We start from the raw sequence: 23,794 nt of genomic DNA on the forward strand, positions 1-23,794 counted from the left end.
TCTTGGCATAGCGTTCAAAGCCACCTTCGGCAAATGTTGTCTGTCTCATGGTATTTATGATTCAATGGAAAATAAGCTTATATTACCGTTTCTGAATCATTGCTCGGGGACTTAATCAGAGATTCCTAAGGTAGTTCTAATGTAATAAATGCTTTTCAAAGAATGCGGTAATTTTCTTATCCACCGCAGGCATTTGCCCACGGTCAAAACCGGGCGGATCATTCAGCATGTCGCTAATCAGGCCTGTCAGGTTTGGTGGTAGGGGTGACAGCAATGAACCATGGCCAGCCTCAGGCACGTCCGCAATATGTTCACAAGTCTGGCAGACAGCCAATACCCGACCACTATGAAAACGCGGCACCAGCCAGCGGTCCTGTCCCGCAGTGACCAGGCCCAGTGGAACAGGCGGATTTTTCAACGACGCCATGTCAAAGTCAGCAGCAGCAGGAACACCAGCCACGACTGCAGCCACACGGGGATCATGATGCTCGCGCATGGTGGCATCACTGAAACGGCTACGGATAATCGTCAAAGCCAGCCATTTCTTCAGACCATCAAAGAAACCGCCAGTGAGCCTGGTATTGAGGCCCACGCATGATTGAAAGTCATTGACCAGGTCTTCTTCACAATGTTGTTTAAACCCAGCCGATGACCAGCGCCCGCCTGCCATGCTGAGTGCAGTATGGCCACCTGCCGACATGCCATACATGCCGACCTTGTCCAGCGTCAACAAGGGTGCGAAGCGCGGGTCACGGCCAACGGCATCAATGGCGCGTGATACTTCAGCGGGTCGCAAGGTCCAGCTATCGGGGCCGGGATGACTGTCATCCTTGTAGTTATCGGCATGGTGTTCGGGCATGGCAACGATAAAACCTGCCTCGACCATACTGCGGGCAAGGTCTGCATATACCCAGGGTGAGCCACCTGAACCATGCGAAATGATGATCAGATGGCCATTGCCGCGCACAGGGTCTGCGTGTTCAGCAAAATTGAAATGGAAGCGACCCCGATTAATTGATTGCTCAGGTGCATTACTCGGATAATACAGGGTAATAGTGCCATCGGTGGCGCTTGGGGCTATCGTTGTCAGACCAACCGATGCGCTCGCCATGCCGCTACTAAAAAACAGCAGGCATAGCAGCGCATAGGTGAAACAGTGAAATAGTCGTTTAACAAGAAGTAGATACTTCGCTTTCATCATTCAGGCTCCAATCGGTTGAGTGCCGGAGACCAGGCCCCGGATGAACCGGACTATGCGCAGGAAAGCGAATGATGTCTTGCCGCAGACTGCAAATTACAGATTTCGGCTAGCCGATTTCAGGAATCGGCCATATTTTCTTTGCGGTACTCGGTAGGCGTAAGCCCGGTGGCAGTCTTGAAGGCACGGTTGAATGGCCCTATGGACTGGAAACCAGAAGTCAGCGCAATCGTTAGAACAGGCAAATCGCGCCGCGCCGGGTCAGCCAAAGCAGCGCGTGCTTCGTCCAGGCGAAAGGCGTTGATGTAGGCATTGAAATTGCGGTAGCCAAGCTGCTGGTTGATCAGCTTGCGCAAACGGTATTCAGGGATCTGCATCTTGCCAGCGAGGCTGGCCAGTGTCAGGTCTTCGCTGCGGTAGTGGCGCTCATCCTGCATGAGCTTCTGTAAAGCAATCACCAGCGTGTCTTCACCTGCATCAGGCGCAGTCAAGGGCAAAGGATCATCTTGCAGGACGGTTTGTTCTTTTGATGAAACTGCAGGCAGCGGAAACAAATCCAGATGCCCCAGTTTTAACATCCTGAATGTCACGACGGCGATGATGAGCAGCAACACAAGCACATCTGCCATCGCAGTACCGCCTGCCAGCCTCCCCTGTGGCGAACTCAAACGGGCAAGCAATAATAAAACGGTATAGATACTGCCAGCAATCACGATAAAAGCGCGCAGCCGACGTCGCGCTTCAACCAGATCGGTACGCCAGTTTCTTGCTGCTGCCAATGCGGCCAGAATGGCAAATATCAAAGGTATCGCACGTTGTAAGCCCACCGTCAGTGGTGCAATGATAGAGGCACTACCAGCCACCACGGCACAGTTCAGCGCACTGAGGGCAGCCACTGCAAACCAGGCAAGCAGGTGCATGGGCCGCAATGCATAGTCATCATCGAACAGGGTTTGCACAAATACCCAGAACAGTACGGCGTTCGCAACAGAAATCGCCACCAGTGGCGCTTGCCACAGACCTGGCACCGTGGCTTCAAACCAGGGAGTGGCACTGATCACCTGCACCGCCAGGCCCAGACAAAGTGCGATACCAGCACGCACTACCAGCAGTTGCGGTCGGTCACGGCCCAGAATGGCGGACAGCAGCAACAGCAAAGCCAGCAGCGTGCCGCGCAAAGCTGCATCAAGCAAGACCAAGGGATCAAGAGCCAACATGCCTGTCCATGAAGATGAAAGGCAAAACAATAACAGCAGCCAGACTGCTCAGGCAAGCTGCATCGCTTAGATTAAGGTGTAATCAGCTATCCAGATGAGAAATCAGCAAATTACTGAAACGCGATAACTCCTTGCGCTTGACGTCATCGCCATGCCCTTCTGTTTCAGGTGTATCAACCGACAAACCTACCGCGATAATATCAATCAGCAATAATTGCAGTATGCGTGAAATCATGGACAGAAAAGTTGCGTTGTCCTCAGTATGATTGACCGCCAGACAGACTGTTGCTTTCTTTGCCAGTGGTGACTGATTCGGCGTGATCGCAATAACATCGGCCCCGGCCAGGCGGGCAGCATCAACGGCTTTCAGCAACTCTGGCAGCTTGCCGGAATTCGAGACCACGATAACGACATCGCCAGGGTTCAGCAATTCTGCTGCCATGGAGAATAAATGCGCATCGCCATAGGAGGCGGTAGGAATGCGGAAGCGGAAGAATTTATGCTGGCCATCCAACGCCACGGCACGCGAATTGCCCATGGCATAAAACTCTACCTTGTTTGCCTTGCGCAACAGGGCAATTGCCTGATCAAGCGAGCGCACATCAAGCTGGTCACGGAAATTCAAAATCGCCGACACAGTGTTATCAATCACCTTGGCACTCAGGTCATGCGTGCTGTCGCTCATGCGTACCTGGCTATGGCGCACGGGTATCGTGCCGGTCAGGCTGCTGGCAAACTTGAGTTTGAAGTCAGCAAGACCCAGGAAGCCCAGCGAACGACAAAAGCGGATGACGGTAGGCTGGCTGACATCAGCCAGGCGGGCAATCTCTGCGATTGCCTCATTCAATACCGTACGCGGGTTTTCCAGCACCAGGGTAGCGACGCGGCGTTCTGCCGGTGTCAGTTCTGCCTGTATTTGCTGTATGCGGTCCATCAATGAACTGTCGCCGCTACGGCCACGCAGGTGCTCAGATAAAATCGCCGACACGCCATAAAACGCCGGGTTGGGCGTCGTAATCACAAAAGTAGGTATTTGCGCCAGATAGCTGGTGAAACGCCCTTTGGCTTCAAAGCGTGTGCGGAAGGCGGACGTGGCGAAATAATCACCCATCAGGGGGACTATGCCACCGCCTATATAAATACCGCCAAAAGCGCCGAGGGTTACAGCGAGATTGGCACTGAAACTGCCCAGCATGCCGCAAAAGCATTCCAGGGTTTCCAGGCAAAGTTCATCGGCATCAGCCGCCAGGGCACCGCGCATGATGTCTTGCGCGGGCAGGGCCTGGACTTTCTTGTTATTCCTGTCGGCCAGGGCACGGTAAATCAATTCCATACCAGGGCCAGAAATCAGGCGTTCAGTAGAGACGTGCGGCCATTCTTTCCAGGCGAATTGCAGGATCGCATATTCACGCTCATCCACCGGCGCGAAATTGACGTGACCGCCTTCACTGCCCAGCGTCACAAAACCATCAGATGTCGGGATCAGGCCAGACACACCCAGGCCAGTACCCGGCCCCAGGACTCCGATAACAGATTTAGCAGCCGGTGCGCCGCCGCCAACCTGCATCAGGTCTTTGGCCTGCAAACCCGGCAAGGACATGGCCAGGGCGGTAAAATCATTGACGATGAGCAGAGTGTATAAGCCAAATTCACGGCGCACATCTTCGATGGAAAATGCCCAGTCGCGGTTGGTCATCCTGACCTGGTCACCCTCGATAGGATTGGCCAGTGCAAACGCCGCATGATGTACCTTGCTGGCAGGCACAGTAGAAAGATAGGCGCGCAGCAAGGCCATGATGTCAGCGTATTCATCGCACTTCAAGACCTTGACGGATTCAAACACACCTGGTGAAGACTCAAGTGTGAAGCGCGCATGGGTAGCGCCTATATCTGCCAACAAGCGCGGGCCACTAGAAAAACCTGCCGCGCTACCATGTTCTACAAGTGCGTGTTCTGTCGTCATGCTGTCTTCATATATACGGTTTACTGCCTATTTTCTTACAGAGAATGCAATCACGCAATTTACCACAAACACCTGCAAATTCATGTCCCAAATCTGTACTTGCCATGGCAAGCTGCGTGCATCCACCTGTAAACGGGCATGACAATATCATTTACTTAACTTTATTGATAGCTCTGCCTTACTGTTTTTTAGCCAGTGCACATCAATAAGTAACTGTTTTTTGGCTTCATCCCAGCTAAAAGGCGTTGCCTTGCCTTGCAGGCTTACTGATGCTGGCTTGCTGGCAATATTGTGTATATGCAGTGCAATGTCCTTGTCCACCGCCTCAGCACTCTTGCCGGTTTCTGTTCTCAGACTAATTTTCAACTCCGCAGTATTTGCCTGACTATGGAAATACATGAGGGTGTAAGCCCCCTTCTCATAAGCATTCGCAGTCTCGCCGTCATCGTCATACAACTTGCCTGCCGACTTTTTGACGGTGGCATCATGGTAGTAATGCAGCTCCAGTTTTTTTGCTGAATAGTCACGGGTATTCTGTACCAGCGGGCTCATGGGGACAAAAGCGCCAGCACGCACAAACACCGGTATATGGTCTTGCTCCACGCTTACAGTGTCAGTCGCACCACCCTGATGTTGCTGATCAGTGTAAAAATCAAACCAGGTACTACCTGCCGGGAAATACACGTTGGCTTCTTTTTCCCCTGCCTTCATGACAGGATGCACGAGGAAACTGTCACCCCACAGATAAGTGTCAGCCACAGTTTGCAGTTTCTGGTTCTGTGGTTCCGCATAAAATAGCGGGCGCATGAAAGGCAGGCCTTGCTGGTTATTCTCAAATGCCAGGGTATAGTTATACGGCAGCATGCGGTAACGTAATTCTATCGCTGCCTTTGCCAAAGCTTTGGTCTTAGCTTCACGCAAGACCGGCTCAGAAGCAACTTCTTCCTGCGCATGAGGGCGGAACACAGGCTGAAACACGCCATACTGCAACCAGCGTGCATACAACTCATCATCCAGATTTGCACCGGCAAAGCCACCAAGGTCAGAATGCATATAAGCCATGCCCTGCATGCCCATCTGCAAGGCGATCTCAGGCTGGGAACGCAATCCGCCCCAGGTGCGATTGACATCACCCGACCACGGTATCATGCCCAGCCTTTGTGAACCTGAATAACCAGAGCGCATGAGGATGAAAGGCCGCTGATTGGGGTAGTCTTTCTTGTAGCCATCAGCAATCAGCTTGGCCCATTGATGGCCGTAGATATTATGCAATTCATCGGCACTACCGGTCTTGTGCTGCAAGGCAGATGGATGGACTTCCGGCTCCCCCAGATCTCCCCACCAGCCAGCCACCCCCATGTTTTTTAAATCTTTATAGATGGCCCAGAACCAGTTTTGTGCAGGCGGATTGAAGATATCAATGAGGCCGGTATTTCCAAAATAAAAATCATAGGTGTAGGGCTTGCCCTGCTTGTCGGTGGCCAGAATATTTTTATCAACTACCTCTTGCCATTTTTTTGAAGTCGTCAAAATGAAAGGCTCGGTAATCAGGATAGTCTTGATACCTTGCTGCGCAAAGTCAGCAATCATGCCTTTGGGATTGGGGAAGCTGTCTTTATCAAACTCCAGATTACCCATGGTGCCCTTGATATCTTTACCAAACCAGTAAAGATCAAAGATGATGGCGTCGACAGGAATTTTTTCTGTGCGAAATTTATCGAGTATGCTGCGCGCTTCTGCCTCATTGTGATAACCAAAGCGGCTGGCGAAATTACCAAAAGTCCAGCGCGGTGGCAAAGGCTGGCGCCCGGTCAAACTGGTGTAATTACTGACGATGTCCGCCCAGTTGTCACCAGCGATGACCTGGTAAGTCTTGCGGCCACTAATGGTTTCATACGCGAGCACATTGTTTTTCTTGCTGTCGAGATCAAGCTGACCTATTGCGGCATTATCAAAATGCAGGCCATACATCTTCGATGAAAATACCAGCGGCATGGCAAAGTTCATTTGCTCTGAACGCTCTTCATAGCCATAGTGTGCCTTGTTGTACAAAGGCAGGCGATTGCCGCGACGGTTCATCCCCAGAGCACGGGCGCCGCCACCGTATAGGGCTTCGCTGGCATCCAGGTTGAATTCGAGGACTTCCGCATCTGCGGTTTTGCTATAGCCATTTTTTTCTGATAGCAAGGGCTTGCCCTTATAAGCATAGGCAATTTGCAGCGGTGATTTGGTGATGCTGACACTTATGTCACCCGCGATATACTGAATACTGCTTGCTGTCTCTTTGAAACTGGTCTTGACGCGCGCTGGCAACAAGACGACGGCATGCGAAGCCGGGTTGAATTTTTCAGAAGCAGGGATAAAACTGGTTTCGATTATCTTGTCACTGTAAGGTTTCAAGATGTAGCGACCATCATTGGTCTTGATTTCCAGATGATCAGCCTGCTTGCTGACAGCCACAATAGTGCGGACAGAATTTTGTGCGTGTGCTGTTGTTGCCAGCGACAGGATCGCGACTGCAAAGACATTCAGTTTGACTATGGATGTTTTTCTCATGTGTCTCTAATTATTTTTTTGAGCTTACTAAGGTGCAATCAATGTAGTGCTCAAGCCACTATTGAATTGCACCTTGCCATTGAGGACTGTGGCCGTCTTGCCGGAATAATAGTCGCGCAGTTTTTGTCCATCGGCAAAAACGCCTGCGACGTTGATGGCAGGATTGCTGTTAGCCGGGATATCCAGCGCAATCACTACTTTGTCGCTGATGCCGTTTTTGCCATAAGTGCGCTTAAAAGTATAAGGGGCGTCGGCCAGTTTTTCATGCATACCTGCTCCTATGGCAGGATGGGCACGCCGGAACGAACCCAGGCGACTCCAGTGCTGGCGGACTTCAACAATGCGGTAGCCTTCACGGCTGGCATTCTTTGCCAACTCATCCCAGTTCATGAAAGAACGCAAGGTCGCGTCGCCTTGCGCACCAGCGACATTCAGAGAGCGTGCAGTTTCATCGCCATAATAAATTTGTGCAGCGCCAGGGCTCAACAAAAGTTTATTAGCGGATTCAAATGGCTTTTGGCGTAAGAGATCAAATGGCCCGCCATCATCATGCGAGCTGATGTAATTCAGTACGGAATATCCAGCCAAAGGCCCATGCAAACGCGCGGCATAATCACTGAACAAGGCTTCATAAGTCTTATTGGCATCTGACTTAAAACCAAAATTGATGAGGCTGTCAAAACCGTTCTGGTAAAAATTGACGGTCTGGCCGCCGCCCATGTCAAAGTCCTGGCCGTGAGCGAGTGCATAGTTATACACTTCACCGGTCATAAAGAAAGCCTGATTACCCAGTTTCTTTTTGGGGTTGGCCTGCTTCCAGTCTTCATAAGCTACGCTGGCAAGGCCATGCAATTCTTTCCAGATTTCTGGCTCTGTATGTTTGGCTGTATCAGCACGGAAACCATCGACACCGTATTTCTTTACCCAATCTACATGCCATTTCATGAGGTAGTATCGTGGCGCACGTGGCAAACCTGTGCGCTGAAAAAAATCATCCAGCTCTTTGACTTCTTTGTCATAGCGCCCTTCTGCCTTCCACTTCTCTGCCAGCACTGGCGGCAAGCTGACTGCGGCTTTGCTGTCTGTGCGTATGTCCGGCAAGTTTTTGACCAGGGTGCAACTGACCGTGGTTTCAGTATCTTTATAAGTGCAGGTTGGCGATGTTCTGACCCATTCATCTGGCCAGACCGGGTCTTGCTCCGTCACTGGCCCCAGGTGGTTCATGACCACATCCAGCAAGACACGCATGCCATGCGCATGCGCGGTATCGACAAACTCACGCATATCGGCTTCTGTGCCCAGATTGGCATCGACACGGGTGAAGTCCTTGGCCCAGTAACCATGAAAACCATAAGACTTGCCCGTACCTTCATCCGTACTCGCATGAATTTGCTCGACCGGTGGCGTCAGCCAGATGACATCGACACCGAGGTCTTTGAAATAGCCAGATTTGATCTTTGCCGTAATACCAGCCAGATCGCCACCGGCAAAGCCTCGTTGGGGCGCAGCGTCATTCTTACGCCCATAGGCCAGATCATTTTTATGGTTGGCATTATGAAAGCGATCTGTCAGTAAAAAATAGACAGTGGCGTTTTCCCATAAAAATGGCTGGGCTGAAATGCTTTTCTGTTGAGATGATTGCGCATTGGACGCGGCAAAAATTAGAGTATTTGAACCCGCGACCAGCAGCATTGCCAAGCCCAGTTTTAACGCAGTCACTTGCATAATGAAACTCCGGCTGTCTGCTTAAACGGTAGCAGCATTAGCTGCCGTCTTGTCCATGCCTGGTGCAACTTCGACTGCTTCATCCTTGACCAGCAAAGTCAGCAAGCCCGCTAATATCATGCAAGCCCCACCCAGCATCAAGACCTTGACGGACTGGTTATCAAAGAAATGCTTCAAGATCGCACCGAGCACGACACCGGCAATAATCTGCGGTATCACCACAAAGAAATTAAACAGGCCCATGTAATAACCCATGCGGTTCGCAGGCAAAGCACCTGCCAGAATTGCATATGGCATGGTCAGTACACTGGCCCATGCGATGCCCACACCCACCATAGGCAAGAGCAGCATTTGTTTGGATGAGATCAGGAAGATACTCATGAGGCTGACACCGCCTATCACGAGACACAACATGTGAACAAATTTGCGGCTGGTCATCTTCGCCAGCACAGGCAACAAGAAAGCCGCGATTGCAGAGACACCACCATACACCGCGAACATGATGCCCACCCAGTTACCGCCTTCCTGGAAAGCGGCTGACTGCGCATCGCTGCTATGGAAAACAGTTTGCGCTATCGAGGGCGTGGTGTACACCCACATGGCAAACAAGGCGACCCAGGTAAAGAATTGCACCAACGCCAGTTGCACCATGGTCTTGGGCATTTTGGTGAAGCCACCCAAAATTTCTGATACTGCCTTGCCCAAGCCCTGATTATTCTTGCGTTCCTGTTTGAATTTTTCCAGGTCTGCCGGAGGAATTTCCTTGCTGGTAAACACTGTCCACATGACAGACAAGGCAAAAATCGCGCCGCCGAAATAAAAGGAATAACGCACAGTGTCAGGGATCGCGCCATTCACAGGCACATTGCTGACGCCGAGGTAATCTGTGAATATCGTCGGCAGCAAGGAGGCAATCACACCACCGCAACCGATGAAGAAGGTTTGCATGGCAAAGCCTGCGGTTTGCTGCGACACATCAAGCTTGTCACCGACAAAGGCGCGGAAAGGTTCCATGGAAATATTGATGGCGCTGTCCATCATCCACAACACCGCTATCGCCATCCACAAGACGCTGGAATTAGGCATGAGGAACATGGCAATCGATGCCAGTATCGCACCGATGAAAAAGAAAGGACGACGGCGTCCCCAGAATGGATGCCAGGTATTGTCACTCAGGTAGCCAATGATGGGCTGCACCAGCAAGCCTGTGATGGGTGCAGCCAGCCAGAACAGAGCCAGATCATCGGGATTCGCGCCCAGGGTAGAAAAGATGCGGCTGGTATTGGTATTTTGCAGCGCAAAGCCAAACTGTATGCCAAAGAAACCGAAACTCATATTCCACAACTGCCAGAACGACAGACGTGGTTTGTATGCAGATACTTGCATGGTGTTTTGTCCCCAAATTTATTATGAACTACTGTTGCAGTACGGCTCGCTGGCTAAAAACGACTTCCCAACAAAGTCACCATAGTAAGCACATCTGCATTTTGAAATACTACCACAGCAAAATGTAATCAAACTACATAAATTTTTAAGACCAACTACAAACAATGATTAAGTCTGATAAAAAAGAAAAATCCACGTAAAACCTTACGCTGGAAATAGCAATCTGTAGCAATACTACCCATCATTTCCTGCATTTTTTTAAACTTATTCTGACATAGACACCCACCGCCAAAAGAAAATGCCCGCCACTTTCAAAAAAGCAGCGGGCCTTTCACCTGCAAAAACGGAGATTCAAAAATCTTACTTACTCCTGAAAATCAGCTCCTTCATTTTCTGCAATTTCGGATATACCACAGGTACCGTCAGCATGGTGCTGGCGATAGCCATCAGCAACAAGGCGGTAAAAGTTTCACTGGTGATGATGCTTTTATCAAGCAGGATGTTGACAAAGATAATCATGATCAAAGCCTTGGTCTGCAAGAGCCAGCCTATGATGGAAGCCTCACCTTTTTCCCATTTGAGTATCTTGCCTGCTACCTGTATGCCTATCAGCTTGCCAGTGACAGAGGCGAACAGCAAAACAGCCGCAGCGACGAAGACGGCGACGCCGCCCACCGCCCAGTTGGTACGCAAACCCGTGCTCAGGAAAAACACTGGCATGATGGCCAGCAAGACATGGTGGCGCATGAGGTCCATTTTTTCCTGGTTGAACCAGTGTGCATCCATGACCGCACCCGCCAGGAAAGCACCTACCATATAGTGCAGGCCAGCCCAGTCAGCCGCAAAAGCACAGGCAGCCAGCCAGATCAGGCCCACATACCAACGGTCACGTTCTTCCAGCCAGACCATGAGTTTGCGAAACAACAGGGTAGCAACCGCAAACACCACTAAAAAGCCGACTTGTCGCCCTACCCTGGTCCAGTCCAACAAGATCACCGCCAACACGCCCCAGATCGCAATATCGTCAAGACTGGCATAACGCAGTATGCGCTGGCCTATCGGTTGGCGCAGGATGTCGAGCTTTTCCATCAACAAGATCAGGATGGGCAAGGCAGTGACGGCGCAGGACATGCCCACACCGAGCACGAATTGCCAGCTCATGGCTTTGGGCCCCATCCAGCCATCCATGCTGAGCAGGCCCATACCAGCTACGCAGCCAAACAATAAAGGCATGCCCAATGCCAGGCCAGCAGTGATAGTACTTTCACGGCGGTATTCCCAGGCCTTCTTCAAGTCCAGTTCTATTCCGGCAATCATGACAAAAATCATGACGGCCCACCAGGCGATGCCATTCAGTGACTGTATTACCTGGGGATTGAAGACGAATTTATAGTAGTCGGGATAAATCGCCCCAAGGACACCAGGCCCCAGCAAAATACCAGTGATAATCTGGACTACTACCAGTGGAGCGTAATAGTCAGTTTTACCTACCCGCCAGATCAGGTAAGGCAGCGTGAAAATCACAAACATCGCAATCAGGAAAATCTCGGTAGTGCTCATACCAGTATGCATAATTTATATTTTTTTGAGTTTATTTTTTATGCGCCGCTGCTGGTGGAACCTCACAGTGGCACCTCCCCCACTCAGCACTGGCTCAGCTTCTGGCCTTGCAATGCTGGGCAATATAGGCAGCATGTCCTGGCATGATGGCCACGCATTTCTGCACTACCTCACGCACACTATCGAGATATTCCATGGTGTCCGCTTCGGTCTGCAAATTTACCAGAGGATTGAGGCTTTCAGGAATTAAATTTTGTCCTTCAAAAACCTGCAGCCAACCGACCTCGGCAAACAATTCATTATCAACGCGCAGCAAGCGGCCGCTGGCGCGGAACAAGTCGATTTTATGTTGCAGACTATCCGGCACAGGCATGTCAGCACAGGCTTTCCAGAAAGTGGAATCATCACGCTGATTGAGTTTGTAATGCAAGATCACGAAGTCACGGATGCGCTCATATTCAAAGCGCGATTGACGATTGTATTCTGCGATATCGACAGCATTGAAACTACGGTCAGGGAAGAAGTCAATCAGGCGCGCAATGGCCGATTGTATGAGGTGGATACTGGTTGATTCCAGTGGCTCAAGAAAACCACTGGACAAGCCTATCGCCACTACATTCTTGTTCCAGGTTTTATTGCGCATGCCAGTTTTGAATTTGATGACGCGCGGATCAGCCAGCGGCTTGCCATCAAGATTCGACAACAACACGGAAGCCGCTTCGTCATCACTGACATACTGGCTGCAATACACATGGCCATTGCCTATGCGGTGTTGCAAGGGGATGCGCCATTGCCAGCCAGCGCGGTGCGCAGTGGCGCGGGTATAGGGCAGCAGTTCTGGCTCAGATTCACAAGGCACGGCCTGCGCCCTGTCGCATGGCAACCAGTGCGACCAGTCCTCATAACCTGTCTGCAAGGTCTGCTCTATCAGCAAGCCACGGAAGCCGGAACAATCAATGAATAAATCACCGTCTATGCGTTCACCATTTTCCAGAACGATGGCATCGACAAAACCATCATCTGCGCGCTGGCTGACCGAGACTATCTTGCCTTCAGTACGCACGACACCGCGCGACTCGGCGATTTTTCGCAAGTAACGCGCATATAGGCTGGCATCAAAATGATAGGCATGGGCAATCTGGTTCAGCGGTGAATTCTGCACATCGTAACGGGCCGGCATGAATTTATTTGCCTTGCACATCATGCGGGTAATGGAATACGCCGCCAACTCGTCAGCCTTGCCCAGCTTGCGCATTTTTTGCCAGTACTGGTCAAAGCGCACACTGCCAAAATCCTGGCCGATAGTACCAAAGCCATGCATATAGCGCTCGCCCTGCTTGCCCCAGTTAACAAATTCTATCGCCAGCTTGAAAGTACCTTGCGTCTCGCGCAAGAATTCATTTTCGTCGATACCGACTACCTGGTTAAATCTTTGTATCATCGGTATGGTGGCTTCACCGACACCAACAATACCAATTTCATCCGACTCCACTACCCGTATCCGGTATTGCCCTTGCAGCACGGTCGCTAGCGCCGTTGCTGTCATCCAGCCGGCAGTACCACCACCTACAATCACCACGTTTTTTATAATTGTATTTTGCATGTTGTCTCCACAAAAAAACTAGCCCCCGTGAGCTTGCGCTGACAGGGGCTGCTTGCAGTTCAGCTTAGAACCTGTTTACGATCTTAGAACTTATAGTTCAGGCCAAACAGATAAGTCCTGCCATATACAGTTTTATCTGTGATCTTGTTTGGATCAGTGTCATATTGCTGGAACGGTGCATTGTTCCAGTTATTCGCTTGCGCCAGCAATGATAGACCTTTCAGGTAACCAGTCTGGAATTCATACGAGACCTGAAAATCAACGATAGTTTCACCCTTGATGAAAGTCAATTGCTGATTGTCCTGGAAGTCGCTGATCTGGCCCAGGAAATCAGAACGTTTGCGGCCTGCAACAGCAATCTGGAAGCCATTTTTTTCATAGTACAGACGCAGATTGCTGACACGCTTGGAGAGGCCTGGCAAAGGAATATTTTGCGCACTGATATTTGAAGTGCCGAAACCAAACGCTGGCAAGGTAATCTGGCTTGAGGTATCAGAGTGATTCACCATGACACCAAAACCATCCAGCACTGGAGTGATCATGGAGAATGGAATATTCAGGGCAACTTCAAAGCCATGAATATTACCGCCCTCACCATTTTGTGGTGTCGTCAGCAAACCAACCGTAGAACCTTGATATGGACCACTCAGAGGCAAAGGCGTGCTTGCACTTACAAAAGGCTTAAAGTCGAAAGTACGTGGTGCACGATAGATATAAGTATCAAGCTGCTTATAGAAACCAGCAACGCTAAAATAACCCTTCTTGCCGAAATATTTTTCATACGACAAATCAAAAGCCTTGGCGCTGAAAGGCTTGAGTTCAGCATTACCACCGCTGCCTGTAATGATAGGGAAAGCACCGCCAGTCTTGACGCCAAATTCCTGGCTGGCACGCAAATCATCCATGTTTGCGCGTGACAAAACTTTTGCCAGACCTACACGCAAGAACTGTTCTTTACCCAGATCAAAAGAGACATTCAGACTAGGCAAAAAATCAGAATAAGACTTGCCACCAGTGGCAGTCTTGAATGGGCAAGTATCTACAGTGATACCCGTGCACTTGGCCAGATCAACCTGATTACCAGTCGAGCGCTGGTTAGTGTGGATGAATTGACCACCAAAGTTACCACGGTAATTCAAACCCATTACCTGACCATCGAGATCACCCATTGCGTAGGCGGTCGTTACTTTTTCATTGACGGTCCAGTCTTTTGCGAGCACGGATGCATCAACCCAGCGCGCCAGTTCATAAATCGGGCCCAAAGAACCATCAGGGTCAAAAGAGGCTACTGGCAAACCAACTGTGCCCGCAGTTGCCACTGCACTGCCTGGTACCGCTGCAGAAGCATAGCCACCGCCGCCTTTAACGACCAGACGTCCTTCCTGGCCAGTACGGGCTTTATCGCGCTCAGTATAGTTAAGGCCAAACTGCGCCGCTACCACAGGACCAAAATTCAGGTCACGCTTGGCGCTCAGGCGTATGCTGTTGACCTTGTCATTAATATCTGGCAAAGCAACATAGCCGGCTTGCGGTGTATTTGGACCACCACCCCAGCCATCGACGTCAGTCAGTCTGGAGACATTGCGGTCAGAATAATTCAGGCTGGTGGAATACTTCACGTCTGCAAAATTACCGCCATTAAAACCGGTATAAGAAATCGAACCCAGTGGCGTTACATCACCAGGCTGACCAGCCGTGGTTTCATAACGTTTGATATGTTTGACGGCTTTCGAATAAGATAAATCGGCTACTGCCGTCCACTCATCGAGTTTCATTTCACTGTTCCAGCCTATCGACGTCAGTTTGTCGTCAGCGCTTTCTTTGTGATTGCGAACTACACCTTTATAGTTACTGAAAGTACCTGCAGTCGCAACACCGTTGACGATGGTTGCATTGCTGAGTACGCCGTCTGGATCATAGCCACCGGCTGAACCGGCAATTGCACCTTCCAGACCGGTTTTCTTCAGGCTGCTAGAACCGGCAGAATAAAATACGTCTACAGAAGATTTGAAGTTTTTATTTGGCTTGTATTGCAAAGTCAGAGAAGCGCCGTCGCGGTTACTCTTGCTGACTTCAGTGTCAGATTTAAAACCACCCGGTGCAACTACTTTGGCGCCGTTATAATCTACTGTTGGCGCAAAGCCACCCCATGAATCAAACTTTTGCTGGCCGCCGCCGTCTTCCTTGAACTTGGTCAAGCCCAAAGACACGCCCAGAGTACGGTTGGCAAACTGATCCACATAAGAGAATGATGCGCGGTCGCCTGTGCCCTCTTCGGAGCCTGATTGTACGCCGGTGCGTTGTTTGCGATAGCTGGCTGCCAGTACACGCTTGCCAAAATCTAGTGGCTTGAGTGTATTCAAATCTATCGTCGCTGCCAGCCCCTGACCAACCAGCGCTGCGTCTGGCGTTTTGTAGATCAATACGGAACCCATGAGTTCAGCCGGGAACAAATCAAACTCCGGGCTGCGGGCATTGCCTGTAGAAGCCTGTTCACGGCCATTCAACAGGGAACCATTAAAACTTGGGGACAAGCCGCGCACGCTGACATCTGCCGCCTTGCCTGATGAACGGCTGCGCTGTGCGGTCACACCAGGCAAACGGGCGATCGATTCTGCTACGCTGGCATCAGGCAGTTTGCCGATGTCTTCAGCAGAAATTGCTTCGACAATGGAATTGGAATTTCTCTTGATCGAGATGGCTTCTTCTATACCCTTGCGGATGCCTGTCACGACCACGGTAGTACCAGTTGCTTCTTGTGCAGTAGCGATGTCGGTCATGCCAAAGATCAATACCGCACATCCAGCCGCGACTGGACTCAATTTAAAAGAAAAACGGTGCAGAGCTTCGCCCTGCCGACGCTTTTGCGTAGCTTGTTTCATGTAATGTCCCCTCACACTTTTATTTGACTTGCACTCTTTGAGTCACCAGACAGAAACCCAACATCCCAGCCTGGCAATCAGAACCCAAGGTTCCGAGATGAATTTTGTACTAAAACTAGATTCAATGTCAAACGAAGACTACAAAAAACTACAAACAAAATACGTGCACCATATAAGGCCTCTATAGCAAGTCTAGCCCTGTGCACTGAAATGTGTTGCGTATGCCCCACAAGCGGGCAAGAGAGCAATGTAGTTAGACTACTTTATGTAATTGGACTACTTATAGAATTTTAAAAATTTGGCATGTAAATTCAGCTGCGAGGGCCAGCAAGATCCAAGATTCACGCAAAAACAAGCAAGCCAAAAGCAAGGCCAGAGTGACTCCAAAGCGATGTTCAGATCAGAAGGACGAACATAGGGGAAACTGAATTTATCATGCCAAATCGCGCAGTGATCGTTTAAAAAGGGGCAAGCCATGAACGCCACCGCAATTCGGGGAAATTTTTTACCGCTGTATCGGCCATGCAGGACTCACGGCTTTATACGTAGAGCTCACCCTTGGCGACCAGACAAACTTGCCCATGTACCAGCACGGTTTCATCTTCGGCACTCACATTCACATGCAATTCACTCGGTCTGTGCACATAGGCGCCCTGGGCAAAAATTTGCGTATCACCAGCCTGGGCGCGCTGATGCCTGACCATATAGGCACCGGCAGGGCCGACCGCACTGCCAGTCGCGATATCTTCAACCTTGCCTTCATTGTCCCAGGTACGCCCTTCGCGGCGCTGTACATCCAGCACATAAACAAATTTTGCACCCGCGCTGGCTAGCAGCGCTTCAAACTTTTCATGGCAGATACGCGCTTTGTCGAGGTGTTGTTGTATAGGCACGATCAGATAGGGCAGGCCTGTCGATACCACTTGCAGTGGCAAATCCGCTACCTGGTCATGTGCATGCAGGTTCAGGGCCTTCAAGAAATTTTCAGCGACACTTGTGCTCAAGGGTTCGCCAAAACTGGCTTTGCCCTGATTCATTTCAGCAAAAAAATGGCTATTCTCTTGTTTGCTGCTGGCAAATACACTGCGTTCATTCAGGACAAATTCAAATTCCGCAGTCTTGCTGTCCGGCTGGTAAAGCTGATGCAGGCATGCTGCCGCACCGATGATGGGATGACCGGCAAAGCCCAGTTCTTCTTCCATGGTGAAAATATGGGTGCGCCATCTGTGCTGCCCTTCCAGCTTTTGCAGGAAGATACTCTCGAACTGGCGCATTTCGCGCGTCATTGCCTGCATCATGTAAGCAGACAAGGTTTGCTCAAGCACGAAGACACTGAGGCCGTTGCCTGCCAGTGTTTGTTTGGCAAAGACATCCACCATGGTAAATGGGAAAACTTGTTTTTTCATTTTTTACTCCCTGGTCAGCCCTGGTTCAGAACCATCTCACCAGTATAGGCAAAAAAACTTTGACGCCAGGCAAATTCTCAGCCAGTTTTCTTTTGTTGACGTTGCCAGTATCTGGCGTATAAATGCAGGCCTGTCATCGGCAACAAAAACCAGAACACGCCATTGGCAATCACGCTGGCTTTGGTGAAACCAAATTGGTAGTGATAAGCAGTATCGTCTATATATACCGCTACATACGGGAAACCAGCGAACCAGCCATCACCCGCTATATTGGGATAAGGCAGCAGCATCCAGAAAGTGCCCAGCCACGAGGCCAGACCAAACAACAGTCCAGCCAACAAACAAAGGTAAAAATGTTTTTGCCAGTTTTTTGGACGCACGCCTGAGAACAACAGATACAGGTTGCTGCACAGACTATAAGAACCTGCCAGTACCAGCAAACTGGCAGCCAAAAAGATAGTGATTAACATGATCTGTCAAACCAAAAAAAGAGAAAGCAAATACTGACAAAAAGTCAGCGCATTAAAGGAACATCATACCACCCGGATTTCTGCGATTTCTTGCAGCCGTTGTAAAACGGCGTTGTTTTTGAAGATTTAAGTTTGCCTGGCTTGATAGCCTGCCGATAGCACTCAGGACGGTCTATCTGCAAGTCATGCATTAAATATAATCCTGTCTCTGGATCAGCGAGAATGCGGCATTCCCGCCACACTGCATGTCTTCAGACTTGTTAAGCATTGCTACTTTCAGCAAGCTGCTGCAGAAACCGGTGACAGTCTGCGCTGGCGGATTTATGATGAGTGCATTCAAGCAATGTCTGCTCCGGGAGGAATGATGCAGTTGCCACCACATACAGCCATGCTGAGCGCCCTGCTTTTGTCTTTTTCACTGGCAGCACATGCCGCTGCAGACAATACCGAAGAAGATGACGACCTCAAGGCCGTCTATGGCGATAAACTGACCGTCACTATCGCCACGGGCAGCCAAAAGTCGCTGCGGCTGGCACCCGCCGTTACCAGTGTCATCACCGCCGCCGATATTCGCGCCATGGGTGCGACTGATCTCGATCAGGTCATGGAAACCGTGGCAGGCATGCATGCAGAAAAAATCGGTGCCAACAATTTTTCTGCCTATGTATTGCGGGGCATCATCAATGAACTCAATTCGCAAATCCTGGTATTGCAAAATGGCGTACCAATGACTGTTCTGCTGACTGGGAACAGGTCGCGCCTGTGGGGCAGTTACCCCTTGCAGCATATCTCCCGCATAGAAATCATACGCGGGCCTGGTTCAGCTTTATATGGTGCAGATGCCTACAGTGGCGTCATCAATATCATCACCAAAACCGCTGCAGAAATACAGGGCACGGAATTTGGTATTAATACCGGCTCATTTTCCACCCGCGATGTCTGGATACAGCATGGCGGCAAACTGGGCAGTGTCGATGTCGCCGCTTATTTTCGGATAGGCAAAAGCGCAGGCAGTGCAGAAGTCATCACAGCTGATGCGCAAACCGGCCTGGACCGGGTATTTGGCACACATGCCAGCTTGGCTCCTGGCCCCTTGAATAATGGTCATGATGCAGTGGATGCCCACCTTGACCTGAGTTATGAAAAATGGCGCTGGCGCAGCAATTTCATCCTGCGCGATAACATAGGTACGGGGACGGGTACTTCTTCGGCACTTGACCCTAGCGGTAAATTAAAAAGCCAGCGTCTCACATCAGATTTGTCCTGGAGCGATAATCATATTGGCCAGGACTGGGGGCTGGGTTTCAATATGAGTTATTCGCAGTACCTGCAACGCCTGCCTTCACCCCTGGTTTTGTATCCGCCAGGAGTGACTTTCCCTACTGGTAATTTCCCTGACGGGATCATAGGCGCACCCAATACTTCAGAGCGGCAATTACGTGCTTCTGCCTATGCCGTGTATTCAGGCTGGCCTGACCACCAGCTACGTGTCGGTGTCGGCCACGATGACCTCAACATGTATGACACCTATGAATTCAAAAATTTCCTGATCACTCCGGCAGGCTTGCCGCAACCTGCGGGTGCGGTACAAACTTACACGGGTGCACTGGCATTTCTGGAGCCGCACCGCCGTAAGGTAGATTATGTGTATGCTCAGGATGAATGGCAATTCGCGCCAGACTGGAACCTGACTGCGGGTATCAGGCATGATAATTTTTCTGATGTCGGCAGCACCACCAACCCACGTGTAGCGCTGGTGTGGGAAGCGGCGTATAACCTGACTGCCAAGCTCTTGTATGGCCAGGCTTTCCGTGCGCCGTCTTTTAACGAGCTTTACAGCATCAATAATCCTGCACAACGCGGCAACCCGTCCATACAACCCGAAAGCATCAAGACCCTGGAAGCCGCCCTGATCTGGCAAGCACGCAATGACTTGCAGGCAAAGCTTAATATCTTCCAGTTCAGGATGAAAAACCTGATACGTACCGTGCCCAATGCGATCAAAGGCACAGGCAGCTCCTATGCCAATACCAACAGCCAGGAAGGACATGGCATGGAAACCGAATTGAACTGGCAAGCCAGCCGTCAGTTGCGGGTGAGCGGCAACTACAGCTACCAGGTCAATACTGATCAGGTCACCAATCAGGATGCAGGATACGCGCCACACCACCATGTCTTTGCCCGCGCTGACTGGCAATTTGCGCCAGACTGGTTATTGAGCCCGCAATTCAACTGGGTGGCAGGACGCAAGCGCACCGTTGGCGATCTGCGCCCACCGGTGGCAGATTACAAATTGATTGACATCAGCCTGCGTACCAATACCGGCGCCTGGGAAGTATCTGGCAGTATCCGCAACCTGATGAATGTCGATGCGCGCGAACCCAGTTTTGCGCCAGGCAGTATTACCAATGACATACCGCTGCCAAAACGCAATTTCTTCCTGCAAGTCATGTATAAAATGTGATTGCCAGGCTCCACCCCCAGCATGCAGCATCAGCAGATGATGGGGTTCTCTGCTTTTCATCTGCATGAAATAGCAGCGGAGTGCGGGCTTTGGGTAAAATAACGCCTGAACAAGTACCAGACGACTATCCGGACCGCCTTGCATACTCCTATTAAATACCAGGTTTTTCCCTCACACCCCAGGCTGTCTCCATTAATCATGCATATCATGCTAGTGGAGCTGGATGCCTGCGAAGTATTTTTGCCTGCTACCTTGTGCCCCTCCATCATGCTGTTCGCCCGTGGCGGCGCAACCGTCATCGGGGCAGATCAAAGCGAATTCGTCGCTGAACGCTTTTTTTTGCGTGGCCCCTTCATGGAGCCTGCACGTGTGCGCTACGCTCCTGGAACCATGAGCTTGTCGGTATGTTTCCGTCCTGGCATGCTGCAACAAGCCATGGGCATCAACGTTGCCAGTATTGCCGGTAGTGCCCTGCCTTTTCAGGATCTGGTTTGTCCCGAGCGCACTCAAAACTTCCTGCAAGGGCTGGACAAAGTAGAAGATGGCAAAGCCATCGTGGATTTATTTCAACAGTTTTTGCTTGATGTACTTGATCACAAACCCAGGAGCAGCATAGGCGCGGCATTTCTGGCGGCACACAAGAAGATATTCTTCCCGCTGCTTGAAATATCAGAATATTTTGGCATAGGGCAAAGACAACTGGAGCGCCGGGTACGCGAGAATTTTGGCGTCACCCTGCGTGATGTCAGGCGCATCGTCAGGTTTGGTTTTTCCCTGCCCCACATTATCAGGCCAGATGTCGCCTGGGGAGACCTGACCCAGATTGCTCAGGATACCGGTTACTACGATCAGGCCCACATGCACAGGGAATATGTAGAGCTGGCAGGCATCCCACCGGCGCAGCTCAGGCAAAAAATCAGCGCCCGCGATCCTGCATACTGGATTTATCTGATGCCGGATGACGATTTCAATAAACTTTTTTTATTGATCGATTGACGGGCCGGTACAAATTTGACGCCTTGATACAATTACAGATACGACTGATTATTTAGACTGTTTTTCATGACCAACATGAGAAACATGATGAATATGAGCCCGCAAGAAAACAGCCCAAATAGTCCTCGAAAGCCACTGCAAGTACGTCAATTGAAAATTGATTTATCCCAGGGTTTTTCACGCCACTGGCTGGGAGGCGATGCCTTCCGTACCCATTTATACAATGCCCAGTCCTACAGTTTTCCTTTGGGTGAGCAATACTTCATCGACAGTGTCAAGGCGGCTCTGCCTATGCTCAAGGACGAACAATTAAAAGAGGAAATCAAAGGCTTCATCGGCCAGGAAGCCAGCCACCGTCATATTCACATGCAATATAATCAACAACTTGATGCCCAAGGCTTGAGTTATTTCCTGGAAGGCTATGTGGCCTGGCGCATACGCACGGCAGCCATGCTCAGCATCAAGAGTAACCTTGCCATCACCATGGCCTATGAACATTTCACTGCCATTTTTGCCGATGGTGCTTTGAGTGAACCCTGCTGGATAGGTGATGCGGAAGAACCGCTGAAGAGCCTGTGGACCTGGCACTCGATAGAAGAGACCGAACACAAATCCGTGGCCATTGATACCTATCATGCATTAGGTGGTGGTTATTTCCGGCGCATCGCCTGGTTCCTGTATGTGAGCATGCTGTTCAATGTTGATACTGCTGTGCAGACCATGCATTGCCTGTACAAGGATGGCCAGTTATTCAAGCCAAAGACCTGGTGGCAAGCACTCAAATATTGTCTGCGCCCGCGCGGCCTGTTATGGTTTTCGCTGCCACATGTGCTCGCTTATTTCAAACCTGGTTTTCAACCCTGGGAACGCAAGAACCTGCACCTGACCCAGCAATGGCTGGAAGAGCAAAGCAATACATATCGCGAGATAGGCAAACCCGCACAAACCTGAAAAGCATAAGCACAAATAAAAAGCCCGCTGAATATATATTCAGCGGGCTTTTTATTTCAAGGATGAATCCAGAAGAATAGCTTAGTGCTGCAACAAGGCATTCACTTCTGCCAGATCATCTTCCTTCAAAGTGCCGGCGGCTGATTTCAAACGCAGGCCATTCAGGATAGTGTCATAGCGTGCTTTCGCCAGAGTCTGACGTGTGGTGTACAACTGCTGCTGTGCATTCAATACGTCGATATTGATACGCACGCCAACCTGATAACCAAGCTTATTGGATTCCAGTGCTGACTGGCTGGAAATTTCTGCAGCTTCATAAGCCTTGACCTGCGCCAGACCAGAAGTTACGCCAACAAAAGCCTGGCGTGCCCCCTGCGCTGCTGAGCGACGGGTAGTTTCAAAATCATTGCGCGCTTTTTCTTGCAGGGCAACCGCTTCTTTGACACGGCTATCAACAGAAAAACCTGCGAAGATAGGGATATTCCATTGCACACCGATCTGGGTAGTCTTGTTAACACCAGTCAGATTAGGATTAGTGGCGCCGGCATTGGATGTACGGCCAGTACTGGCGACCAGATCAACGGTAGGATAATGACCGGCACGGTTTCTTTCAACTTCACGCTTGGCAACTTCAATCGCGACTTGTGAAGCCACGACATTGAAATTTTGCTGTTCAGCAGAAGTCACCCATTGATCAATTACTGCCGGTTGTGGTTCATTGAGTTTAACGCCTGTTCTCAATTGTGCCAGCTCACCAGCTTCTTTGGCGATGATTTGTTGCAAGGCAGCGCGCTTGACCTGCAAATCACTTTGACCCGCATATTCCTGCGCAGTCACCAGATCGTAACGGGCTTGCGCTTCGTGCGTATCAGTAATGGTGGACGTGCCAACTTCAAAATTGCGTTTGGCAGAAGCCAGTTGTTCAGAGATGGCGCTTTTTTGTGCACGCAGGGTCTCGAGGGTATCTTGTGCGGCCAGTACATCGAAATATGCCTGGGCTACCCGGATAACCAGATCTTGTTTTGCCTGCTCAAACTGGGCCTGGCTGATCAGCAGTGACAATTTACTTTGTTCATAGACCTGCCAGTTACCCCAGTTGAACAGGGGTTGCGACAATCCAAGTGTCCAGGTATTGGTGACACCAGTAAATGAGCGACTACCACTGACGATGTCATTTTCTGCTTCAGTGCGTGCTTTGCCGTCACTGCCTTTCAGAGCGATACCGGGTAACAGACCTGCGCGGCCTTGCACAGGTTTTTCCTGTGCCGCAGTCAAGCTGGCACGGGCACTTGCGTACTGCGCATCATTTGCCAGAGCATCCTTGTAAATTTGCAGCAAATCAGTTGCATTTGCATTCAAGGTCAAGAAAGCTGAGGCCAGCAGTGTGGCAAGAATAGGATTACGCATGTAAGGCTCC

Annotated in this window: 15 protein-coding genes; 3 read left to right on the forward strand and 12 right to left on the reverse strand. The window is 50.5% G+C overall.

Features of this window, described 5'->3' with window-relative positions; translation table 11 throughout:
* Positions 1 to 136: 136 nt before the first annotated feature.
* From ACO0LI_RS00005 to ACO0LI_RS00055, 11 genes are all read right to left on the reverse strand, one after another.
* On the reverse strand, positions 137 to 1,111 hold the full coding sequence (locus ACO0LI_RS00005) for an alpha/beta hydrolase family protein (RefSeq protein ID WP_423029947.1): 975 nt from the start codon (positions 1,109 to 1,111) through the stop codon (positions 137 to 139).
* 206 nt (positions 1,112 to 1,317) lie between these two features.
* Entirely contained in the window at positions 1,318 to 2,415 is a 1,098-nt protein-coding gene (locus tag ACO0LI_RS00010) for a helix-turn-helix domain-containing protein (RefSeq protein WP_423029949.1), read from the reverse strand.
* 82 nt (positions 2,416 to 2,497) lie between these two features.
* A complete protein-coding gene (locus ACO0LI_RS00015; protein WP_422949341.1) occupies positions 2,498 to 4,378 on the reverse strand; it encodes a glucokinase in 1,881 nt (626 codons plus the stop codon).
* 147 nt (positions 4,379 to 4,525) lie between these two features.
* Positions 4,526 to 6,934, reverse strand: coding sequence for a TIM-barrel domain-containing protein (locus ACO0LI_RS00020; RefSeq protein ID WP_423029951.1), 2,409 nt, complete (start codon positions 6,932 to 6,934; stop codon positions 4,526 to 4,528).
* 27 nt (positions 6,935 to 6,961) lie between these two features.
* On the reverse strand, positions 6,962 to 8,659 hold the full coding sequence (locus ACO0LI_RS00025; protein WP_423029953.1) for an alpha-amylase family glycosyl hydrolase: 1,698 nt from the start codon (positions 8,657 to 8,659) through the stop codon (positions 6,962 to 6,964).
* A 21-nt stretch (positions 8,660 to 8,680) separates the two neighbouring features.
* Entirely contained in the window at positions 8,681 to 10,045 is a 1,365-nt protein-coding gene (locus tag ACO0LI_RS00030) for an MFS transporter (RefSeq protein ID WP_423029955.1), read from the reverse strand.
* Positions 10,046 to 10,405: 360 nt separating this feature from the next.
* Positions 10,406 to 11,617 (reverse strand): cation:proton antiporter, encoded by a 1,212-nt coding sequence (locus ACO0LI_RS00035; RefSeq protein WP_423029957.1) that lies wholly within the window; start codon positions 11,615 to 11,617, stop codon positions 10,406 to 10,408.
* 82 nt (positions 11,618 to 11,699) lie between these two features.
* Positions 11,700 to 13,208: a tryptophan halogenase family protein gene (locus tag ACO0LI_RS00040; protein WP_423029959.1), complete on the reverse strand. Its 1,509-nt coding sequence runs from the start codon at positions 13,206 to 13,208 to the stop codon at positions 11,700 to 11,702.
* A gap of 83 nt (positions 13,209 to 13,291) precedes the next feature.
* A complete protein-coding gene (locus ACO0LI_RS00045; protein ID WP_423029961.1) occupies positions 13,292 to 16,090 on the reverse strand; it encodes a TonB-dependent receptor in 2,799 nt (932 codons plus the stop codon).
* Positions 16,091 to 16,629: 539 nt separating this feature from the next.
* Positions 16,630 to 17,496 (reverse strand): PhzF family phenazine biosynthesis protein, encoded by an 867-nt coding sequence (locus tag ACO0LI_RS00050; RefSeq protein WP_423029963.1) that lies wholly within the window; start codon positions 17,494 to 17,496, stop codon positions 16,630 to 16,632.
* 77 nt (positions 17,497 to 17,573) lie between these two features.
* Positions 17,574 to 17,966, reverse strand: a complete 393-nt coding sequence (locus tag ACO0LI_RS00055) for a hypothetical protein (protein ID WP_423029965.1) — start codon at positions 17,964 to 17,966, stop codon at positions 17,574 to 17,576.
* A gap of 364 nt (positions 17,967 to 18,330) precedes the next feature.
* On the opposite strand from ACO0LI_RS00055, the gene ACO0LI_RS00060 reads away from it, so the two are divergent.
* The 3 genes from ACO0LI_RS00060 to ACO0LI_RS00070 all read left to right on the forward strand — a co-directional run bounded on the left by ACO0LI_RS00060 (position 18,331) and on the right by ACO0LI_RS00070 (position 22,377).
* Positions 18,331 to 20,430 carry a TonB-dependent receptor plug domain-containing protein gene (locus tag ACO0LI_RS00060; protein WP_423029967.1) on the forward strand — a complete coding sequence of 700 codons (2,100 nt, stop codon included), beginning with the start codon at positions 18,331 to 18,333 and terminating at the stop codon, positions 20,428 to 20,430.
* 198 nt (positions 20,431 to 20,628) lie between these two features.
* Positions 20,629 to 21,426 carry a helix-turn-helix domain-containing protein gene (locus tag ACO0LI_RS00065; protein WP_423029969.1) on the forward strand — a complete coding sequence of 266 codons (798 nt, stop codon included), beginning with the start codon at positions 20,629 to 20,631 and terminating at the stop codon, positions 21,424 to 21,426.
* Positions 21,427 to 21,510: 84 nt separating this feature from the next.
* Complete coding sequence (locus ACO0LI_RS00070) at positions 21,511 to 22,377, forward strand: metal-dependent hydrolase (protein ID WP_423029971.1); 867 nt, start codon at positions 21,511 to 21,513, stop codon at positions 22,375 to 22,377.
* 81 nt (positions 22,378 to 22,458) lie between these two features.
* On the opposite strand, the gene ACO0LI_RS00075 is transcribed toward ACO0LI_RS00070, so the two are convergent.
* Positions 22,459 to 23,784, reverse strand: coding sequence for a TolC family outer membrane protein (locus ACO0LI_RS00075; protein ID WP_423029973.1), 1,326 nt, complete (start codon positions 23,782 to 23,784; stop codon positions 22,459 to 22,461).
* Positions 23,785 to 23,794: the final 10 nt, after the last annotated feature.

The sequence above is a fragment of the Undibacterium sp. Tian12W genome (genome assembly GCF_049339405.1).
Taxonomy (GTDB): Bacteria; Pseudomonadota; Gammaproteobacteria; order Burkholderiales; family Burkholderiaceae_D; genus Undibacterium.

Coding starts and splice junctions, on each gene's coding strand:
- ACO0LI_RS00010 (WP_423029949.1), bottom strand. CDS start 2,415: ATGTTGGCTCTTGATCCCTTGGTCTTGCTTGATGCAGCTTTGCGCGGC.
- ACO0LI_RS00005 (WP_423029947.1), bottom strand. CDS start 1,111: ATGGCGAGCGCATCGGTTGGTCTGACAACGATAGCCCCAAGCGCCACC.
- ACO0LI_RS00030 (WP_423029955.1), bottom strand. CDS start 10,045: ATGCAAGTATCTGCATACAAACCACGTCTGTCGTTCTGGCAGTTGTGG.
- ACO0LI_RS00035 (WP_423029957.1), bottom strand. CDS start 11,617: ATGCATACTGGTATGAGCACTACCGAGATTTTCCTGATTGCGATGTTT.
- ACO0LI_RS00055 (WP_423029965.1), bottom strand. CDS start 17,966: ATGTTAATCACTATCTTTTTGGCTGCCAGTTTGCTGGTACTGGCAGGT.
- ACO0LI_RS00065 (WP_423029969.1), top strand. CDS start 20,629: ATGCATATCATGCTAGTGGAGCTGGATGCCTGCGAAGTATTTTTGCCT.
- ACO0LI_RS00075 (WP_423029973.1), bottom strand. CDS start 23,784: ATGCGTAATCCTATTCTTGCCACACTGCTGGCCTCAGCTTTCTTGACC.
- ACO0LI_RS00025 (WP_423029953.1), bottom strand. CDS start 8,659: ATGCAAGTGACTGCGTTAAAACTGGGCTTGGCAATGCTGCTGGTCGCG.
- ACO0LI_RS00040 (WP_423029959.1), bottom strand. CDS start 13,208: ATGCAAAATACAATTATAAAAAACGTGGTGATTGTAGGTGGTGGTACT.
- ACO0LI_RS00015 (WP_422949341.1), bottom strand. CDS start 4,378: ATGACGACAGAACACGCACTTGTAGAACATGGTAGCGCGGCAGGTTTT.
- ACO0LI_RS00070 (WP_423029971.1), top strand. CDS start 21,511: ATGATGAATATGAGCCCGCAAGAAAACAGCCCAAATAGTCCTCGAAAG.
- ACO0LI_RS00020 (WP_423029951.1), bottom strand. CDS start 6,934: ATGAGAAAAACATCCATAGTCAAACTGAATGTCTTTGCAGTCGCGATC.
- ACO0LI_RS00050 (WP_423029963.1), bottom strand. CDS start 17,496: ATGAAAAAACAAGTTTTCCCATTTACCATGGTGGATGTCTTTGCCAAA.
- ACO0LI_RS00045 (WP_423029961.1), bottom strand. CDS start 16,090: ATGAAACAAGCTACGCAAAAGCGTCGGCAGGGCGAAGCTCTGCACCGT.
- ACO0LI_RS00060 (WP_423029967.1), top strand. CDS start 18,331: ATGCAGTTGCCACCACATACAGCCATGCTGAGCGCCCTGCTTTTGTCT.